The following is a 16,208-nucleotide window of genomic DNA, read 5'->3' on the forward strand; positions in this document are numbered from 1 at the left end:
TTGAAAGAGGAGCGAATTATGCAAAAACAAGATGTAACAATCTATGATGTCGCTCGAGAAGCTAAAGTTTCAATGGCTACAGTTTCGCGAGTTGTTAATGGTAATAACAACGTTCGCAAGGAAACACGTGAACGAGTATTAAAGGTCATCAAAGAACTCAATTATCAACCAAATGCAGTTGCTCAAGGACTTGCATCTAAGAGAACCACTACTGTTGGGTTAATCGTGCCTGATTTGACTAATTTGTATTTTGCTGAATTGTCAAAAGGTATTGATGACATTGCAACTTTATATAAGTATAACATTATTTTATCTAGTGTGGAAAATAAACTGCTAAAGGAAAATGAAGTTATTCAAAACTTACTTAATAAACAAGTGGATGGCGTAATTTACATGGCAGACCGTTTATCAGATGATGCTGCTGAAGCTTTTGACCGTACTAAGACTCCTGTAGTGTTGGCTGGAACAATTGATGGCCGTGATCGGTTTGCATCTGTAAATATTGATTATCAAAAATCAGACACTGAAGCTTTACAACTTCTTTTAGAAAAGGGCGCTAAGAAATTAGCCTTAGTCCTTGGTGATAAGGATGCAGCAATCAATAAGGAAAACAGAATTTTGGCTTACAAGAATTTTGTTAAGCAACATGGCTTGACTGAACACATCTTTGATTCTGTTTATACTTATGAAGATGGTTATGAATTATATCAAAAAATTGCTAGTTATGGGATTGATGGTGTATTAGTAACCAAGAATTTACCTACAGCTGGTTTGTTAAATGCTTGCTTAGATGACGGTAAGAAGGTTCCAGACGATTTACAACTTATTACTTCTTCTGAAACTGATATTTCACAAGTTGTTCGTCCTGGCTTAACTAATATCAAGCAACCTTTGTATGATATTGGTGCGGTTGCTATGAGATTATTAACTAAGTTAATGTCTGATGAACCTTTAGATGAAAAGCATATCGTTTTACCTTATGAATTAATTGAAAAAGGTTCAACCAAGTAAATTTATCAAGAAAAATAAAAAGCTGATTCTGACAAAACAGAATCAGCTTTTTGTTTAAATGTTATTTTAGTCAGCGTCTTTAGTTAATTCGTAAATTGCTTCAGCGTAAATGCTAATTGAATTAATTAAATCGTCGACTTTCATATATTCATTTGCTTGGTGCATAACCATTGGTGCATCTTCTGGTTGAGCACCGAAGGCAACACCATGTTCAAATAAACGACCATAAGTACCGCCACCGATAACAACTTCGTGACCTGGAAGACCAGTTTGCTTTTCAAAAACATTAAGTAAGGTCTTAACAAGTGGATCATCACCTGGTACATAGTGAGGTTCTTCAAAGCCATTAAATGATGCTTCTAAGATATCACCATATTTTTCAGTAACTTGCTTAACCATCTTGTCTGGGTCGGTTCCTTGTGGGTAACGAATGTTGTCACGAAGTTCAGCTTTTTCGCCTTTCTTAAAGTCAAACATACTTGGAGCACTTGATAAATCGCTCATTAAGTCGTCATGGTGAGCAATACCTAATTTTTCACCCTTGAAGTCTTCATGTTCAACGCTACTTAAGAAGTGAACGTAGTTCTTAGCAGTACCAGCTAAGTCAAGACTATCTAAGAAGACTGCTAGGAAAGTAGCTGCGTTACGTCCAACTTGAGGAGCAGAAGCATGAGCACCTTGACCAACTAATTCTAAGTTAGCAGTATTACCTTCAATTTCGAATTTGCCTTCTAAGTTGTTATCAGCTAAGAATTTTTCAAAGCTGGCCTTAATGTCAGCTAAGTTATCAGCCTTGATACTTGCAAAAGCCTTTTGTGGAGTTACGTTTTCTGCAATTCCTGCCTTGAAAGTAAGAAGGTCAACACTGCCAGTACCTGCAGCTTCTTTAAAGTTCATAACTAAAGTGTAGATACCTTGTTCACCATTGATAATTGGAAATTCGGCATCTGGTGAGAAGACTTGGTCTGGAGTTGGTTCATGCTTTAAGTAGTAATCGATTCCTACCCAGTTAGTTTCTTCATTAGTACCTAAAACAAAGTCAATCTTCTTCTTAGGCTTGAAACCAGCTTCCTTCAAAATAAGCATGCCATAGTATGCAGCTAAAGCTGGCCCCTTGTCATCAGCACTACCACGGCCAATAATCTTACCATCTTGAATTAGCATCTTAAATGGATCAGTTACCCAGCCGTCCCCAGCAGGAACCACGTCCATGTGGCCAATAACACCTAAGCGTTTTTGACCTTCACCATAATTAACACGTCCAGCGTAATTGTTAAAGTTTTGAACATCAAAACCATCTCTTTCAGCAAAGGAAAGAAATTTCTTCATGGCCTTAACTGGACCAGGACCTACAGGGTATTCTTCACTTGCATTTGCTAAGTCTTCAGAAGAATCAATTGCGATTAATTCACCTAAATCTTTTAAAATGTCATCTTTTTTAGCGAGCGCTAATTTTTTGTAATCTAATTCCATTAAAAAAGACTCCTTTCTAAATTCTTTTGTTCGCATTTTGCGTTTATACTATAAATTTTAGCATAGAAAAAAGACGCCTCATAATAAAAGCGTCTTGAAAGTTTAGGAAAAGTTTTTCATTGGAAAATAGTTTTGAAGCTTAACTGTCTTTAAAACCTTAAATGGTAGTAGCTGGATATTAGTAAATGAATGATCACTTGTTTGATATTCATGAAAAGCAAAGGAGTTTAATGGTAAATCGGTAAAGAGGACATTTTTGCTTTCAATCCAGCCTAATTTAGTTTTTAGCCAAAGATTGTCACTTGTGCCAGTATAAGCCAATACTTGATATTTCTTACCAGCGATTAATTTTTGGCTTAAAGCTGAAGTGTGATCACTATTTTGATAGATTTGCCCAGATTTATGAGGAGCCAAAGTAATTCGACTATTTAAAAATGGCTTCAGCTTATCATAGTTTAGGGAAAAACTAAGATTTTCTGCACTAATAAAACTATGCTCACCTAGTTGATAGTATAACTTTTGGCTAGTTTGAATACTTGCTATTACATGGACAGTTTCTAGAAAGTGTAGTTTGCTTTTGTTATTCACAGGTTCGTATGGATTCATTTGGGTAGTTTGGCTACTTTTATTTAAATAAGTTGCATCCTTATCAATCTTAATTTTTTTTGCTCCCTCTTTTGCAACCTTATATTTATAACCAGTTGCAGGGAAGTTAGTTACTACACCATCAATGTTATTATTAATTAGCCAGTTCCAAAGTTTAGGTGATTCATCCATTTCTGCCCAAACGAAGATTTTTTTGTCACTTCCATGGAGCCAACTAACTAAATTAGGATATTTTTCAATTAAATCCGAAGAGACATTCACAGCATTGACATATTGCAAAGTATCAAAATTGATTCGTTTTAAAGAACCAACAATGAAAATTCTAGGAACGGATGGTAATAATTGACTTAGGTAATATAAACTCTTAGCTGAAAAAGAATGAATCATAACGCGTTTTTCCATATGGTGTCTTTTGATACATTCAGCTAGTTTCTTCTCTAATTTGTTAGACTTGTCAACGCTATGATCAACTTTGGTTTCTAAAACAAATTTGGTATTTGGCTTATCCTTATAATAATCAAATAACTGATCTAAGCTAAGAACATGTTCACCGTTGCGATATTTATACTGACTTAAGGTTTGAAAGGTATTTTGTGATACAATTACAGATGAACCGACAACGCGAGAGAGATCATCATCATGAGAGACAATGAGGACGTTGTCTTTGGATAAATGCAAATCAAGTTCAACGTAATCTGCACCAGATTCAAAAGCTGAATTATCACTTTGAATGGTTTCTTCAGGGTACTTTGAAGGATCTCCCCGGTGCCCCACAACTAAAAAACCACTGTTGATTACGAAAATAATAAGTAGGCCAAGGTAAAAAGGCCATTTTTTAAACTTCATAGATACACCTCTATCGCAATTAATCATAGCATGGATGTGTCTTTTTTTTCTATGATAATTAAGGATTTTTAAGGAGAACTGTAATGAGTCAATCTTACCAAACATTTGACATGATTGAAGAAGTAACGCGTAATGATGGTAGTAGCTATTATGAAATTACTAATGTTGAGCAAAATGGCATTGCGGAATTAGCTTGTGACCGTGGAATGATTAAAGAAGTTCGAATTTTACAGTTGAATATTGCCCGAACTCAAGCTTTAAAGACATATGAGGAATACATCAATAAGACTTATACCTTTCCAACTTTAACTAATTTAAAAGAGTGGACTGAATGGGATAAGCCAAAGGGCAAAATTAGGGATGCATATGATTTAATCTTGAAGTCAAATAGAATCGGATAATGAGGCCAGCCATGGAAAAAATTAGAATTTTACATACAAACGACTTACATTCTCACTTTGAGACTTTCCCAAAAATCCGCCGTTTTTTAGCTAGCCAAAGAGCAAAAGCTGATGTTGATCAAGTTTTTACTTTTGATGCTGGTGATTTTATGGATCGATCACATCCTTTGTCAGATGCTAGTAATGGCCAAGCTAATATTAAATTGATGAATCAGTTTAATTATGATGCTGTAACTATTGGTAATAATGAGGGAATTTCTAACCCTCACCAAGTAGTGGAGCATCTGTTTGATCATGCTAATTTTCCTGTTGCCTTGGCTAATTTATGTGAAGAAGATGACTCAATGCCTAAGTGGTGCCATCGAAGTCTCATTTTTACCACTGAGAAGGGGACTAGGGTTGGTGTTATTGGACTAACTGCACCATACCCAATGACTTATGGCCCTAATAACTGGCATGTAAAGATGTTATTTGATGCTATTCCCCAAGCTTTAAAAGAGCTAAAGGGGAAGTATGATATCTTAATTGGGATAACTCATATTGGTTTGAAGCTTGATAAGTGGGTGGCTGAACATTATCCTGAATTTGATATCATTGTTGGTGGACATTCTCACACTTTACTTGAACATGGTTTAGAAGTTAATGATTGTTTAATTACCCAAACTGGTAAATGGGGACGCAATGTTGGTGAAATTATTTTAAAGCTTGATGATAATCATCAGATTATTGCTAAATCTGCTTGTGTTCATCCAACTAAGTTAATGTCAGAAGTAAGTGGTGATGAAGCAGAGATTAGTGGTTATTTTGAAAAGGGAAAAGAATTATTAGCAGCAGAAAAAATTGCTAAATTACCAGCTGAGTTTGAAAATAATAAGTTAAAAGCGATTGAAGTTTCTTTAGATGCAATTGCTGATTTTGCAGGAACTGATTTGGCAATGCTAAGTAGTGGTTTATTTTTGACTCCTTTTAAGTCGGGAGTAATTTCAAGATTTGACTTACAAAACGCTTTGCCACATCCAATGCACGTAGTACGCTCGACTTTGAAGGGGCGTGACTTATGGCGCCTAGTTATGGAAATTGAAAAGAATCGTCATTTTTTAGAGCATTACAACTTAGTTGGAATGAGTTTTCGGGGCAAGATCTTTGGCTCTGTTTACTATAAAGGGATTACGGTAGATTTATCTCAAAGAAAAATTCTAGTTAAAGGCAAAGAGCTTAATCCTGAAGCATATTACGATATAGCAACTTTGGATCACTATATCTTAATTCCATTTTTCCCAACTTTAGCGATTGTTGGTGAAAATGAATTCTTATTCCCTAAGTTTTTAAGTTGGGTTATTGGTGATTATTTAGCTAAGAAATATCCCCTATAATAGAGGTGAAAAGGTTGGAAAATGAACAAGCAAGTTCAATTCATCACGCCTTAGCCGAAGTTACTCGCTTAGGTGATGATGTATATATTAACAATCGTCATTACAAACTTTTAAAAGAGGTTAATGGTGAAATTGATTTAGATCTGTTGCGGCAAAAGTATGATCCTTATTTGGATCAATATGATTTTTTAGTTGGGGATGTTTCTAGTGAACATCTGCGATTAAAGGGCTTTTTTAATGATTGGGTACGTACTTCAATTGATAAAAAGATTGCAACGGTGGTTGACTATTTAACTGAATATTGTAATCCTGGTAGTAGTTATTTTATTTTGGAATTGGCTGAAGATAATAGTGAAAATGAACGCATTGAATCTTACCGTCATAAAAATAACAAGCGCAAGCAAAATAACTATCGTAGCAATAAAAAAGAAAATTATAAATACCGAGAAAGGAAAGTTAAGAAGACTAAGTTTCGTCCGAAAAAGAATTATGCTCAAACCAAAAAGGGCGGTCGTCATGTCTTCGTAATTAAAAAACGTAGAGATAAATAATGAAGCAATACCGAATGTTTTTAATCGACCTTGATGGCACTATTTACCGCGGGAAGGAAACTATTGAATCAGGTGTTAATTTTGTAAGACGCTTGCAAGCAAAAGGATTAGATTACTTATTTTTAACTAACAATACCACTCGCACACCTGAAATGGTCGTTAATAAGTTAAAAGGGCATGGAGTAGTAACTGATGTTAACCATATTTATACTCCATGTATGGCAACAAGTTCTTATATTTTAGAACGTAAAAAAACAGCAAAAGTCTATATTATTGGTCAAATAGGCCTTTTTAATGAATTGCTATCTCATCCTGAAATTAGTTATGATGATCAAAAGCCAGATTTTGTTGTGGTTGGTATGGATACTGATTTGACTTATCATAAAATTAGAACAGCAGTTAGACATATTAGAAATGGTGCGACTTTTATTGGAACTAACAGTGATTTAAATTTACCTAGTGGGGATGAACTTCTACCTGGAAATGGTTCAGTTTGCAAGATGATAGAAGTAGCATCAGGAGTTGCTCCTGTATATATTGGTAAGCCATCAAACATAATCGTGGATAAGGTTTTACAAAAGTTTAACCGGGAAAAGTCAGATTGTTTAATTGTTGGTGATAATTATCTAACTGATATCGCAGCAGGTTTTAATAGTGGAGTTGATACCTTGTTGACTTTAACAGGTGTTCATAGCAAAGCTGATATTGCTGAAAAAAAGCAACCTAGCTTTGTAGTTAATAATCTTAATGAATTTGAATTATGAGTAAAAGAAAGAAAAAAGTAGTTTTAGATTTTTGGCAGTTATCACTAGTTCAAGCGTTTTTTCATTTTTTACTAGCGATTGCAAGTGCGGTTAGTTTAACTTTAGTTTTTAGCTGGCCATTACTTGGCCTATTTAGCTGGATTCAAAAGAGTTATCAGACGGTTAACTTGAGTTTAAGTCAGGTAATGCATAATTATAGTCAGTTATTGTGGTTTTTATTGTGGCCAGGACAAACAGTTTTAAAGATGGATAATTTTCCAAGCAGTAATAATGCGATTGAACACTTTACGGAGTGTAAGTATTTGTTTGAACTTGCTGTAATTGTCTTTATCATCGGCTGGATAATTTTATGGTTAAAAAAATCCAAGTTTGATAATTTGTCAAAAACTTGGACCTTAATTTTTATGTTATTGCCTATTGTAGTTGTACCATTCGCTCTTGCAAATTTTGATAGCTTTTTTATCAGTTTTCATCATTTGATTTTTCATAATAATAATTGGCTTTTTAATCCGCTAACTGATCCAATAATTAACATTTTAACAGAAGGCTTTTTTGCTGCTTGTTTTGCTATTTTTGGATTGAGTTATGAATTGTATTTTGCCAGATTTTTGTTGAGGAAGTAGTTTTACTTCCTCTTTATTTTTGCACTCTTTTGCTTTCCTCAAGTAAACCATTAAAAAAGTGTTGTAAAGAGATTTCAACTTTAGCACATTTTTCTGATTCAAGAGCTTCTATTTCATTATGAATGTTTTTATATTCAAATAAGTTGTTGGCATAATCAAGCAAGATGTCATTTTCCGGATAATCAATACACATTGTTGCTAAGTTCGTAATTCCAACTTTTAGGGTGCGACGAATTCTTTGAAAAATCACCTTTTTGGCATGATTATCTAAATTCAAATCTCGTTCAAAATTGATAAGTGAGAATTCAATATCTTGGTCGCACATTAAATTGATAATTTTTCTAATATCTGCAATTCCAGGTTCTGAAGCAATCCCTAAAAAGCGCAAAACCTCATCGATATGGTCGGTTTGTTCTCGATGCATTGCTTGGGGACGTGCAAAGGGACCACTTGAAATACTAGATAAGCGGTAAATTTCATTTAAACGGTTAATTAAGTTGGCATAACTTGCAAGTAAATGAAGCATTTGTCTAGCTTCAACAGCTTTTACTGGAGTATTAATAATTACTTCAATTCCATGACTATAAATTTGATGTTTTTCTTGACTGGTTAGATTGTGACCTGTCATGACAAAATGAGGTTTACTACCAACTTTTCTTAATTTTTGAATTAATTCAATTCCTTGATGACGTTGATTGATTTCATAAGCAACAATCATAATATCAACATGAAGCTGGATAACCTCTTCATAGGCACGATTAGCATCATCAGAAATGCCAATTACATTTGAATCGAAATCAGCTTCGATTACTTCTTTGAGTTTTGAACAATTTTCGGTGTTTGAGTCAACAATGTAATAATTCATCTTTAGTTCCTTTTTGAAGTACAGTGAAGTTAGAAAAGTTAATTTAACTTACGTAAAAGTATTTTGAATAAATTTCTACTTTTCCGCTTTTGACTATGTAAGCGCTTATAACGCGCTTATAATTATTCTAACATAAAAAAATTGAAAAAAAGTTATTGATTAATTCTGAATTTTATTGTTTTAAATTGAAATTATTCACTATTATGAAAGCGTAAACATTAAAGCAATAAATCACAGGAGGAATTAAAAGATGGCTTTTAATTTAAGAAATCGTAGTTTTTTAACTTTAGCAGATTTTAACACACGCGAAATGGAATACTTACTTAACTTATCCGAAGATTTGAAGAAAGCTAAGTATGCTGGAACTGAACAACCACGTTTAAAGGGCAAGAACATTGCTTTAATCTTTGAAAAGGCTTCAACTCGTACTCGTTGTGCTTTTGAAATTGGTGCTAAAGACCAAGGGGCTCATGTAACTTATTTAGGTCCTTCAGGTTCTCACATTGGTTACAAGGAATCAGTTAAAGATACTGCTCGCGTTTTAGGTGGAATGTTTGATGGTATTGAATACCGTGGATTTTCACAACGTTCAGCTGAAACTTTAGCTAAGTATTCAGGTGTTCCTGTTTGGAACGGTTTAACAGATGAAGATCACCCAACACAAGTTTTGGCTGACTTCTTAACTGCTAAGGAAGTTTTGAAGAAAGAATATCGCGACATTAAATTTGCTTTTGTTGGCGATGGCCAAGACAATGTATCAAACGCTTTAATGCTTGGTAGTGCTGTAATGGGAATGGAATACCACGTAGTAACTCCTAAGGAATTGAACCCAGATCCAGAAGTTTTAGCAAAGGCTAACAAGATTGCTGAAAAGACTGGTGCTAAGATTGTTGTCTCAAACGATATCAAAGAAGGCGTTAAGGGTATGGATGTTATCTATACTGACGTCTGGGTATCAATGGGTGAACCAGACGAAGAATGGGAAAGAAGAATTAAGCTCCTTACCCCTTACCGTGTAACCAAAGAAGTTATGGCTGCTACTGAAAATCCTAATGCAATCTTTGAACACTGCTTACCAGCATTCCACGATACTGAAACTGAAGTTGGTAAGAAGATTCAAAAGAAGTTTGGCTTGAAAGAAATGGAAGTTTCTGATGAAGTCTTTGAAAGTCCACAATCAGTAGTCTTCCGCGAAGCAGAAAACCGGATGCACACAATCAAGGCTGTTATGGTTGCAACCTTAGGTGACTAGGGAGGAAAGTCGAATGAAAGTTGTTGTAGCTTTAGGTGGTAATGCCTTAGGTAAAACACCAGAAGAACAATTGAAGTTAGTTAAGCAAACTGCAAAATCACTTGCTGGTTTAATTAAGGCCGGTCACCAAGTTGTAATTAGTCACGGTAATGGTCCACAAGTTGGTCAAATTAACTTAGGCTTAAGCTATGCCGCTGAACATGGCCAAGGCGCAAGCTTCCCATTCCCAGAATGTGGTGCTTTAAGTCAAGGTTACATTGGTTATCACTTACAACAAAGTTTGAAGAATGCACTTCCAGACAAGGATGTTGCCACTGTAATTACTCAAATTTTAGTTAATGAAAAAGACAGCGCCTTTCAAAATCCAACTAAGCCAATTGGTAGCTTTTACTCTAAAGAAGATGCTGAAAAGATAGCTAAAGAAAAGGGTGTAACCTTCAAAGAAGATGCAGGTCGTGGCTATCGTCAAGTCATTGCTTCACCACTTCCTGAAAAAATTATTGAACTAAACTCTATTAAATCTTTGATTGAAAGTGGAACTATCGTTATCGCAGGTGGTGGTGGCGGTGTACCAGTAATCAAGACCAGTGATGGCTTGAAGGGTGTACCTGCTGTAATTGATAAGGACCGTTCAAGTGCCTTACTTGCCGACAACTTATCTTGCGACACTTTAATTATTTTGACTGCTGTTGATTATGTTTACACTAACTTTGGTAAGGACAATCAAAAAGCTTTGACTTCATTGTCAGTTGCTGAAGCTGAAAAAGATTTAGCTGATAATCAATTTGCAGCCGGAAGTATGAAGCCCAAGGTTGAAGCTTGCTTAAGCTTTGTTAAGAATCACCCTGAAAGAAAGGCGATTATTACGTCACTTAGTGGCTTAGATGATGCTTTAGCCGGAAAGTTAGGAACTGTAATCCATAACTAAATTTTAAAAGCCAAGGAATTAAGTATTAACATAGAAAAATATTATTTTAAAGGAGGTTTTATTTATGACAAGTCCAATTCATGTAACTAGTGAAATTGGTAAATTGAAGACAGTAATGCTTCACCGACCAGGTCGTGAAATTGAAAATATCACCCCTGACTATATGGAAAGATTGTTGTTCGATGATATCCCATATTTGCCAATTGCCCAAGAAGAGCATGACTATTTTGCACAAACATTACGTGATCAAGGAATTGAAGTATTGTACTTTGAAAAGTTAGCTGCAGAAGCTTTGGCAGATGAAAATGTCCGTCATGAGTTTTTAGATCGCATGATTGCCGAATCTGGCTATATTGCAGGTGCAACTAAAGAAGCTTTAATGGAATACTTGAGCAGTATGAATGTTCAAGATATGGTTAATAAAATTATTGAAGGGGTAAGAATTGAAGATGTTGATATTAAGAATCCTGATCTTCAATCCGTTTCCGAAGACACAGATTGGCCATTCTTGATGGATCCAATGCCAAATGCTTACTTCACTCGTGACCCTCAAGCTTCAATTGGTAATGGGATTTCAATTAACCGCATGACATTTAAAGCTCGTCAAAGAGAATCCTTAATTACTGAATATATTATCAAGCACCATCCACGTTTTGCTGGTAAGGTTCCAGTATGGCGTGATCGTAACCATGCAACCCACATTGAAGGTGGGGACGAATTAGTCTTAAGTAGTCACGTTTTGGCAATTGGGATTAGCCAAAGAACTACTGCTGACGCCATTCAAGATATTGCTAAGAACTTATTTAAAGATTCTAATTACGATACCATTATTGCAATTCACATTCCACATAACCATGCAATGATGCACCTAGATACTGTCTTTACCATGATTAATTATGATCAATTTACTGTTCACCCAGCAATTTTGGATGAAGATGGTAAAGTGGATAACTGGGTACTTCATCCAGGTAAAGATGGTGACATTACTATTGAACACCATACTAATATTAAAGAAGTTTTGAAAAAGGCTTTGAATAAACCAGAAATTGACTTAATCGCAACTGGTAATGGTGACAAGATTGTCGCTCCACGTGAACAATGGAATGATGGTTCAAATACGTTAGCTATTGCTCCTGGTGAAGTTGTAACTTATAACAGAAACTATGTTTCAAATGATTTGTTACGTAAACATGGCATTTTAGTTCACGAAGTTCGTTCAAGTGAATTGTCACGCGGTCGTGGTGGCCCACGTTGTATGTCTTGTCCAATCGTACGTGAAGATATTGATTAAAGAAGTAGCGAAGTTGGCTAAAAGGCAGCTTCGCTATTTTGCATGAGGTGTAATTATGGAAAAAGAAAAAGGGATTAGTCGTACTGAGTTAATTGCATTGATTGTTAGCTCATGTATTGGAACTGGAATCTTTGGCATTACCAGTGATGTTTCTAAAGCTGCGGCTCCGGGCCCTGCTTTACTTGCTTGGCTATTTGTCGGGTTAGGAATTTTAGCTTTAGTTTTATGTTTAAACAATTTGTCACAAAAGCGTCCAGATCTTGAGGCTGGTATTTTCAGTTATGCAGGTGCTGGTTTTGGAACATTAGGTGAATTTATTTCTGGCTGGTCATACTGGCTTTCGGCATGGCTAGGCAATATTGCCTTTGCTACTATGTTAATGAGTGCGATTGGTACGTTTATTCCATTATTTTCTGGTGGTCAAAATGTTCCTTCAATTTTGGGAGCAATCATCTTTTGCTGGTTTTTAACTATCTTAGTCAATCACGGTGTAGAAAGTGCTTCATTTATTAACTTTATTGGTACTATTTTTAAAATTGTACCTTTAATCCTGTTTGTCATTTTGATGGTTATCTTTTTTAAAGGCGGGATGTTCACAGCAGATTTCTGGGGGCAAGTTGCTGATAACGTGTCAAAAGGCACTGTAACCGGCTCAATTGGTGAACAAATAAAGGGCTCATTGATGACCATGATTTGGGTATTCATTGGTGTTGAAGGTGCCAGTGTTATGGCTCACAGAGCTAAGACGCGTAAAGAAGCCGAACAAGCTTCAATTATTGGTTTTATTTTATTAGTTCTAATTTATGTTTTGATTTCCATTTTACCTTATGGTACTTTAACTCGTGCTCAACTTGCTAGTGCAGGTCAACCTGCTTTGGGTTATGTGCTTAAGAATGTTGTTGGTGAGTGGGGTGCCACTATTATTAATTTAGGTTTAATTGTTTCAACAATTATTTCTTGGTTGTCCTGGACGATGTTACCAGCTGAAACTACCATGTTAGCTGCTGAAGATAAGGCAATGCCTAAACTATGGGGAAAAGTAAATGCTAAGGGAGCTCCGACTGCCTCACTTTACATTACCGCCATTTTGCAAACAATCTTCTTGTTCTCACTATTATTTACTAAAGAAGCTTATGAATTTGCATATTCACTTTGTACTGCTGCTATCTTATTTTCATACTTATTAGTTGGTTTGTACCAAATGAAGCTTAGTGCTCAAAGAAATGAATGGGGCCAATTTGGAATTGGTGTACTTGCAGCAGGCTTCCAACTTGCATGTATGTTTTTAGCTGGCTGGCAAGAAGTTTTACTAGTTTCAATTAGTTTTATTCCTGGCTTTATTATTTATTATCAAGCATGTGTTGAAAATAAACGTAGAATTTCAGGTGCTGAAAAATTAACAATGGGGATAATCTTATTACTAAGTTTAATAACAATTTGGCTTATCATTAAGGGCGTAATTGTTATCAGTTAATTATTGTGGATAAACATAAAAAAGAAGAGAAAGCTTTTTAAGGCTTTCTCTTCTTTTGATTTTGACTTTAAAAATTATAATTCTTTTTTCTGTACAAGTTTTCGTTTTAAAGCAATAAATGCTACAGGAACTACAGAAACTAAAATAATGCCAAGTACAATTAATGAAAAATGTGTTTTAACAATTGGTAAGTTACCGAAGAAGTAACCAATGACACTGAATAAACCTGTCCATAAAATACCACCTAAAATATTATAGGTAATAAAGTGCCCATAATGCATCTTACTTGCACCAGAAATGAATGGGACAAAAGTACGGATAAAGGGAATGAATCGTCCTAAAACAATTGTGATATTTCCGTGATGCTCAAAATAATTTTCGGCGGCGAGGCGATGCTGTTCATTGATTAATTTATTAAACCAAGAATGTTTTTCACCAGTTCTAGTTGACCAAGCGCCGATTTCATAGTTAACACTATCACCAATAATCGCGGCTAAAACTACAGCAAGGTAAACCAATAAAATATTTAAACCATATTTTGAATTAGCTGCCATAGCACTTGCAGCGAAGATTAGCGAATCTCCAGGTAAAAAAGGAAAAACAACTAATCCAGTTTCAATAAATACAATTGCAAATAGAATTAAATAAGTAGAATTGCCAAAATTATTCACAATTGTAACTAAGTGGTCATCGATGTGTAAAATAAAAGAGATTAAATTCATGAGGTTGGCCTCCTAGCGATAAATACTATTGTCGTCTTCAAATTTAGTTTGTGTATGAGCCAAGCGACTAGCTGCTGCGGCAGCAATTGCTCCAACTAAATCATCTAAAAATACATTGATTTTACCGGTTGAATGATCATTTAGCTTGGCCAAAATTCCAGGCTTTAATTTATCAATATAGCCATAGTTGGTAAAACCAATTGAACCATAAAGGTTAGTGATTGAAAAAGTTAATATTTCGTCACATCCATATAAGCTTTCATCACGTTCCATAATAGACTGTAAAGGCTGCGAGAGTTTCTTTTCTTCAGCTAAGCGATCAAGTTCAATTCCAGTGAAAATCGAATTTTGAACTTCCCGTTTTTGTAAGACCTTTTCAATACTTTCTCTCATTGCCTCATGAGTTAAAGGGCTAATGTAATCTTTTTGAAGAAAATATACTAATTCTTCAATATCATCAAGTGTTACGCCACGTTGCTTTAGTAAGCTGATAACTTGGTCATAAAAATTTTCTTGATTTGTTGTCATTGTTAAATCCTAAATACTAGTTGAGTGAATAGTTATCTTTTTTTCTGGGAATAGGCTTTGCATAATATTTGAGATAGCTAGTTGTGCTTCTCCAAAACCGATTCCAATAACTGGTACACGTCCAGCGTAAGTAACGCAATCACCAACTGCAAATATCCTTTCTTTCGAAGTTTGCATTTTTCTATCTACCTCAATTAAACCATCGCTGGTTTGGATACCCCATTTTTTAACAAACCTATTATTAGCTCTAAAACCATATGCTACTAATAGATTATCAAATTCAGCTTGATCAATCAGCTCAGTACCCACTTTTTTTAGAGATAATTCAAACTTTCCATTTTTATCAGATACAGAATGTGGTAAGTATGGAGTTAAAAGTTGGATTTTTGGATTAGTCTTAACTTTTTCTACGTTAGATTCAAGTCCGCGAAATTCATTTCGCCGATGAATTAAAGTGACATTGGCAACTTTGCTAAGTTCAATGGCTAAATCTAAGGCAGAATCACCCCCGCCCAAGACTGCAACATTTTTACCAGCAAAAGTAGCTGGATTTTTAATAAAGTAGTTAACTTTACTTTGTAGTGTTTCTGGCACAGGAAGAGGGAAAGCTTTAGGCTTAAACGCACCAGCACCAGTCGCAATAATAATTCCTCGACTTTGAAGCAAATCATCAATAATGTAGTAAGAATCTTTTTCTGTAATAGTTTCTACTTTATGATTCAAAAATAAAGAGCAATCATCACTTAAGTTATTAATTAATCGATTAGTTAAATCATAAGCAGCAATTTCGTTGAATACAGGGATGTCTTGAATAATTTTACTAGGATAAAGCGCAGCGGGCTGACCACCTGCCTCAGCTAAAGCGTCGAAAATAGCAACATTTAAGCCATGTAAATGTGCAAAATAGGCAGCAAATAATCCTACAGGTCCAGCACCGATAATTGTTAAGTCATACTTTTTAATAGTAATCCCTCCAAATCATTTTTTCTCAAGGGTACCATTAAATGGATATTTTTGCACTGATAATATATAGAAGATTTTAAGGTGTAGAAAAAACAAAACAAAAAAGTTTAAAAAAAGACTTGCAAAAGAGATTGAATCTCTGTATTATATTTAAATGTCGCGAGCGAGAGAAGCGAGCGACAAAAAAATAAAATCAAAAAAGTTCTTGACAGCTAGTTAAGAAGTTGGTAATATATTAAATTGTCGCGAGTCAATCAGGCGAGTGACGAAAGATATTTATCAAAAAAGTTCTTGACAAGAGATTTAAGGACATGATAAAATAACTGAGGCTCATAGCGAGCCAGAGTTAGTACTTTGAAAACTGAACAAAGTTTCGCTAAAGTGTGCGGGTGTAACAACCCAAACAAAAGCGAAGTCAATTCGCAAGCAATAAATTTGAGATAACAAATCAAAAAATCTGATTGAGCTAAGAGCTCATTTTAATTCAAAATGAGAGTTTGATCCTGGCTCAGGACGAACGCTGGCGGCGTGCCTAAT

At 35.1% G+C, this 16,208-nt stretch carries 16 protein-coding genes; 10 read left to right on the forward strand and 6 right to left on the reverse strand.

Translation table 11 applies throughout. The features are described 5' to 3' along the window. Positions 1–18: 18 nt before the first annotated feature. Positions 19–1,011: a substrate-binding domain-containing protein gene (locus H628_RS0107070; RefSeq protein WP_027825839.1), complete on the forward strand. Its 993-nt coding sequence runs from the start codon at positions 19–21 to the stop codon at positions 1,009–1,011. A 66-nt stretch (positions 1,012–1,077) separates the two neighbouring features. On the opposite strand, the gene pepV is transcribed toward H628_RS0107070, so the two are convergent. Both pepV and H628_RS0107080 read right to left on the reverse strand, forming a co-directional pair. Beyond that, the gene (gene pepV / locus H628_RS0107075) at positions 1,078–2,484 is read right to left on the reverse strand and encodes a dipeptidase PepV (RefSeq protein WP_027825840.1); all 1,407 of its coding nucleotides are present in this window, start codon (positions 2,482–2,484) and stop codon (positions 1,078–1,080) included. Between the two features lie 102 nt (positions 2,485–2,586). Then, the gene (locus H628_RS0107080; protein ID WP_027825841.1) at positions 2,587–3,936 is read right to left on the reverse strand and encodes a glycerophosphodiester phosphodiesterase; all 1,350 of its coding nucleotides are present in this window, start codon (positions 3,934–3,936) and stop codon (positions 2,587–2,589) included. 83 nt (positions 3,937–4,019) lie between these two features. Between H628_RS0107080 and H628_RS0107085 the strand changes: the two genes are divergently transcribed. Genes H628_RS0107085 through H628_RS0107105 form a run of 5 tightly spaced genes read left to right on the forward strand, consistent with a single transcriptional unit; the run spans position 4,020 to position 7,648 of the window. Next, the gene (locus H628_RS0107085; RefSeq protein WP_027825842.1) at positions 4,020–4,337 is read left to right on the forward strand and encodes a hypothetical protein; all 318 of its coding nucleotides are present in this window, start codon (positions 4,020–4,022) and stop codon (positions 4,335–4,337) included. An 11-nt stretch (positions 4,338–4,348) separates the two neighbouring features. Further along, complete coding sequence (locus H628_RS0107090; RefSeq protein WP_027825843.1) at positions 4,349–5,710, forward strand: bifunctional metallophosphatase/5'-nucleotidase; 1,362 nt, start codon at positions 4,349–4,351, stop codon at positions 5,708–5,710. Between the two features lie 14 nt (positions 5,711–5,724). Next, entirely contained in the window at positions 5,725–6,261 is a 537-nt protein-coding gene (locus tag H628_RS0107095) for a YutD family protein (protein WP_236692244.1), read from the forward strand. Beyond that, a complete protein-coding gene (locus tag H628_RS0107100; protein ID WP_027825845.1) occupies positions 6,261–7,025 on the forward strand; it encodes a TIGR01457 family HAD-type hydrolase in 765 nt (254 codons plus the stop codon). Before H628_RS0107095 ends, H628_RS0107100 begins: the two co-directional genes overlap by 1 nt. Then, positions 7,022–7,648, forward strand: coding sequence for a TIGR01906 family membrane protein (locus H628_RS0107105; RefSeq protein WP_027825846.1), 627 nt, complete (start codon positions 7,022–7,024; stop codon positions 7,646–7,648). Before H628_RS0107100 ends, H628_RS0107105 begins: the two co-directional genes overlap by 4 nt. A 13-nt stretch (positions 7,649–7,661) precedes the next feature. Here the strand turns inward: H628_RS0107105 and H628_RS0107110 are convergent, their stop codons facing one another. Continuing rightward, the gene (locus H628_RS0107110) at positions 7,662–8,513 is read right to left on the reverse strand and encodes a DNA-binding domain-containing protein (RefSeq protein WP_027825847.1); all 852 of its coding nucleotides are present in this window, start codon (positions 8,511–8,513) and stop codon (positions 7,662–7,664) included. A 250-nt stretch (positions 8,514–8,763) separates the two neighbouring features. Between H628_RS0107110 and argF the strand changes: the two genes are divergently transcribed. The 4 genes from argF (at position 8,764) to H628_RS0107130 (ending at position 13,458) form a co-directional block, all read left to right on the forward strand. After that, a complete protein-coding gene (gene argF / locus H628_RS0107115; protein ID WP_027825848.1) occupies positions 8,764–9,765 on the forward strand; it encodes an ornithine carbamoyltransferase in 1,002 nt (333 codons plus the stop codon). A 13-nt stretch (positions 9,766–9,778) separates the two neighbouring features. Then, positions 9,779–10,693 (forward strand): carbamate kinase, encoded by a 915-nt coding sequence (gene arcC, locus H628_RS0107120; protein WP_034538461.1) that lies wholly within the window; start codon positions 9,779–9,781, stop codon positions 10,691–10,693. A gap of 64 nt (positions 10,694–10,757) precedes the next feature. Further along, entirely contained in the window at positions 10,758–11,984 is a 1,227-nt protein-coding gene (gene arcA / locus H628_RS0107125; RefSeq protein WP_027825850.1) for an arginine deiminase, read from the forward strand. Between the two features lie 55 nt (positions 11,985–12,039). Continuing rightward, positions 12,040–13,458: a basic amino acid/polyamine antiporter gene (locus H628_RS0107130; RefSeq protein ID WP_027825851.1), complete on the forward strand. Its 1,419-nt coding sequence runs from the start codon at positions 12,040–12,042 to the stop codon at positions 13,456–13,458. A gap of 74 nt (positions 13,459–13,532) precedes the next feature. Here the strand turns inward: H628_RS0107130 and H628_RS0107135 are convergent, their stop codons facing one another. From H628_RS0107135 to H628_RS0107145, 3 genes are read right to left on the reverse strand one after another with little or no spacing between them, the layout of a single operon-like run. Next, positions 13,533–14,180 carry a VTT domain-containing protein gene (locus H628_RS0107135; RefSeq protein ID WP_027825852.1) on the reverse strand — a complete coding sequence of 216 codons (648 nt, stop codon included), beginning with the start codon at positions 14,178–14,180 and terminating at the stop codon, positions 13,533–13,535. A 12-nt stretch (positions 14,181–14,192) separates the two neighbouring features. Next, on the reverse strand, positions 14,193–14,708 hold the full coding sequence (locus tag H628_RS0107140) for a phosphatidylglycerophosphatase A family protein (protein ID WP_027825853.1): 516 nt from the start codon (positions 14,706–14,708) through the stop codon (positions 14,193–14,195). 9 nt (positions 14,709–14,717) lie between these two features. Then, positions 14,718–15,650: an NAD(P)/FAD-dependent oxidoreductase gene (locus H628_RS0107145; protein WP_027825854.1), complete on the reverse strand. Its 933-nt coding sequence runs from the start codon at positions 15,648–15,650 to the stop codon at positions 14,718–14,720. Between the last annotated feature and the right edge of the window lie 558 nt (positions 15,651–16,208).

This window comes from Lactobacillus psittaci DSM 15354 (genome assembly GCF_000425905.1).
GTDB classification, from domain to species: Bacteria; Bacillota; Bacilli; order Lactobacillales; family Lactobacillaceae; genus Lactobacillus; species Lactobacillus psittaci.

Excerpts from the sequence above, each read along its gene's own strand:
- H628_RS0107070 (WP_027825839.1), top strand. The coding sequence starts at position 19 with ATGCAAAAACAAGATGTAACAATCTATGATGTCGCTCGAGAAGCTAAA.
- pepV (WP_027825840.1), bottom strand. The coding sequence starts at position 2,484 with ATGGAATTAGATTACAAAAAATTAGCGCTCGCTAAAAAAGATGACATT.
- H628_RS0107080 (WP_027825841.1), bottom strand. The coding sequence starts at position 3,936 with ATGAAGTTTAAAAAATGGCCTTTTTACCTTGGCCTACTTATTATTTTC.
- H628_RS0107085 (WP_027825842.1), top strand. The coding sequence starts at position 4,020 with ATGAGTCAATCTTACCAAACATTTGACATGATTGAAGAAGTAACGCGT.
- H628_RS0107090 (WP_027825843.1), top strand. The coding sequence starts at position 4,349 with ATGGAAAAAATTAGAATTTTACATACAAACGACTTACATTCTCACTTT.
- H628_RS0107100 (WP_027825845.1), top strand. The coding sequence starts at position 6,261 with ATGAAGCAATACCGAATGTTTTTAATCGACCTTGATGGCACTATTTAC.
- H628_RS0107105 (WP_027825846.1), top strand. The coding sequence starts at position 7,022 with ATGAGTAAAAGAAAGAAAAAAGTAGTTTTAGATTTTTGGCAGTTATCA.
- H628_RS0107110 (WP_027825847.1), bottom strand. The coding sequence starts at position 8,513 with ATGAATTATTACATTGTTGACTCAAACACCGAAAATTGTTCAAAACTC.
- argF (WP_027825848.1), top strand. The coding sequence starts at position 8,764 with ATGGCTTTTAATTTAAGAAATCGTAGTTTTTTAACTTTAGCAGATTTT.
- arcC (WP_034538461.1), top strand. The coding sequence starts at position 9,779 with ATGAAAGTTGTTGTAGCTTTAGGTGGTAATGCCTTAGGTAAAACACCA.
- arcA (WP_027825850.1), top strand. The coding sequence starts at position 10,758 with ATGACAAGTCCAATTCATGTAACTAGTGAAATTGGTAAATTGAAGACA.
- H628_RS0107130 (WP_027825851.1), top strand. The coding sequence starts at position 12,040 with ATGGAAAAAGAAAAAGGGATTAGTCGTACTGAGTTAATTGCATTGATT.
- H628_RS0107135 (WP_027825852.1), bottom strand. The coding sequence starts at position 14,180 with ATGAATTTAATCTCTTTTATTTTACACATCGATGACCACTTAGTTACA.
- H628_RS0107140 (WP_027825853.1), bottom strand. The coding sequence starts at position 14,708 with ATGACAACAAATCAAGAAAATTTTTATGACCAAGTTATCAGCTTACTA.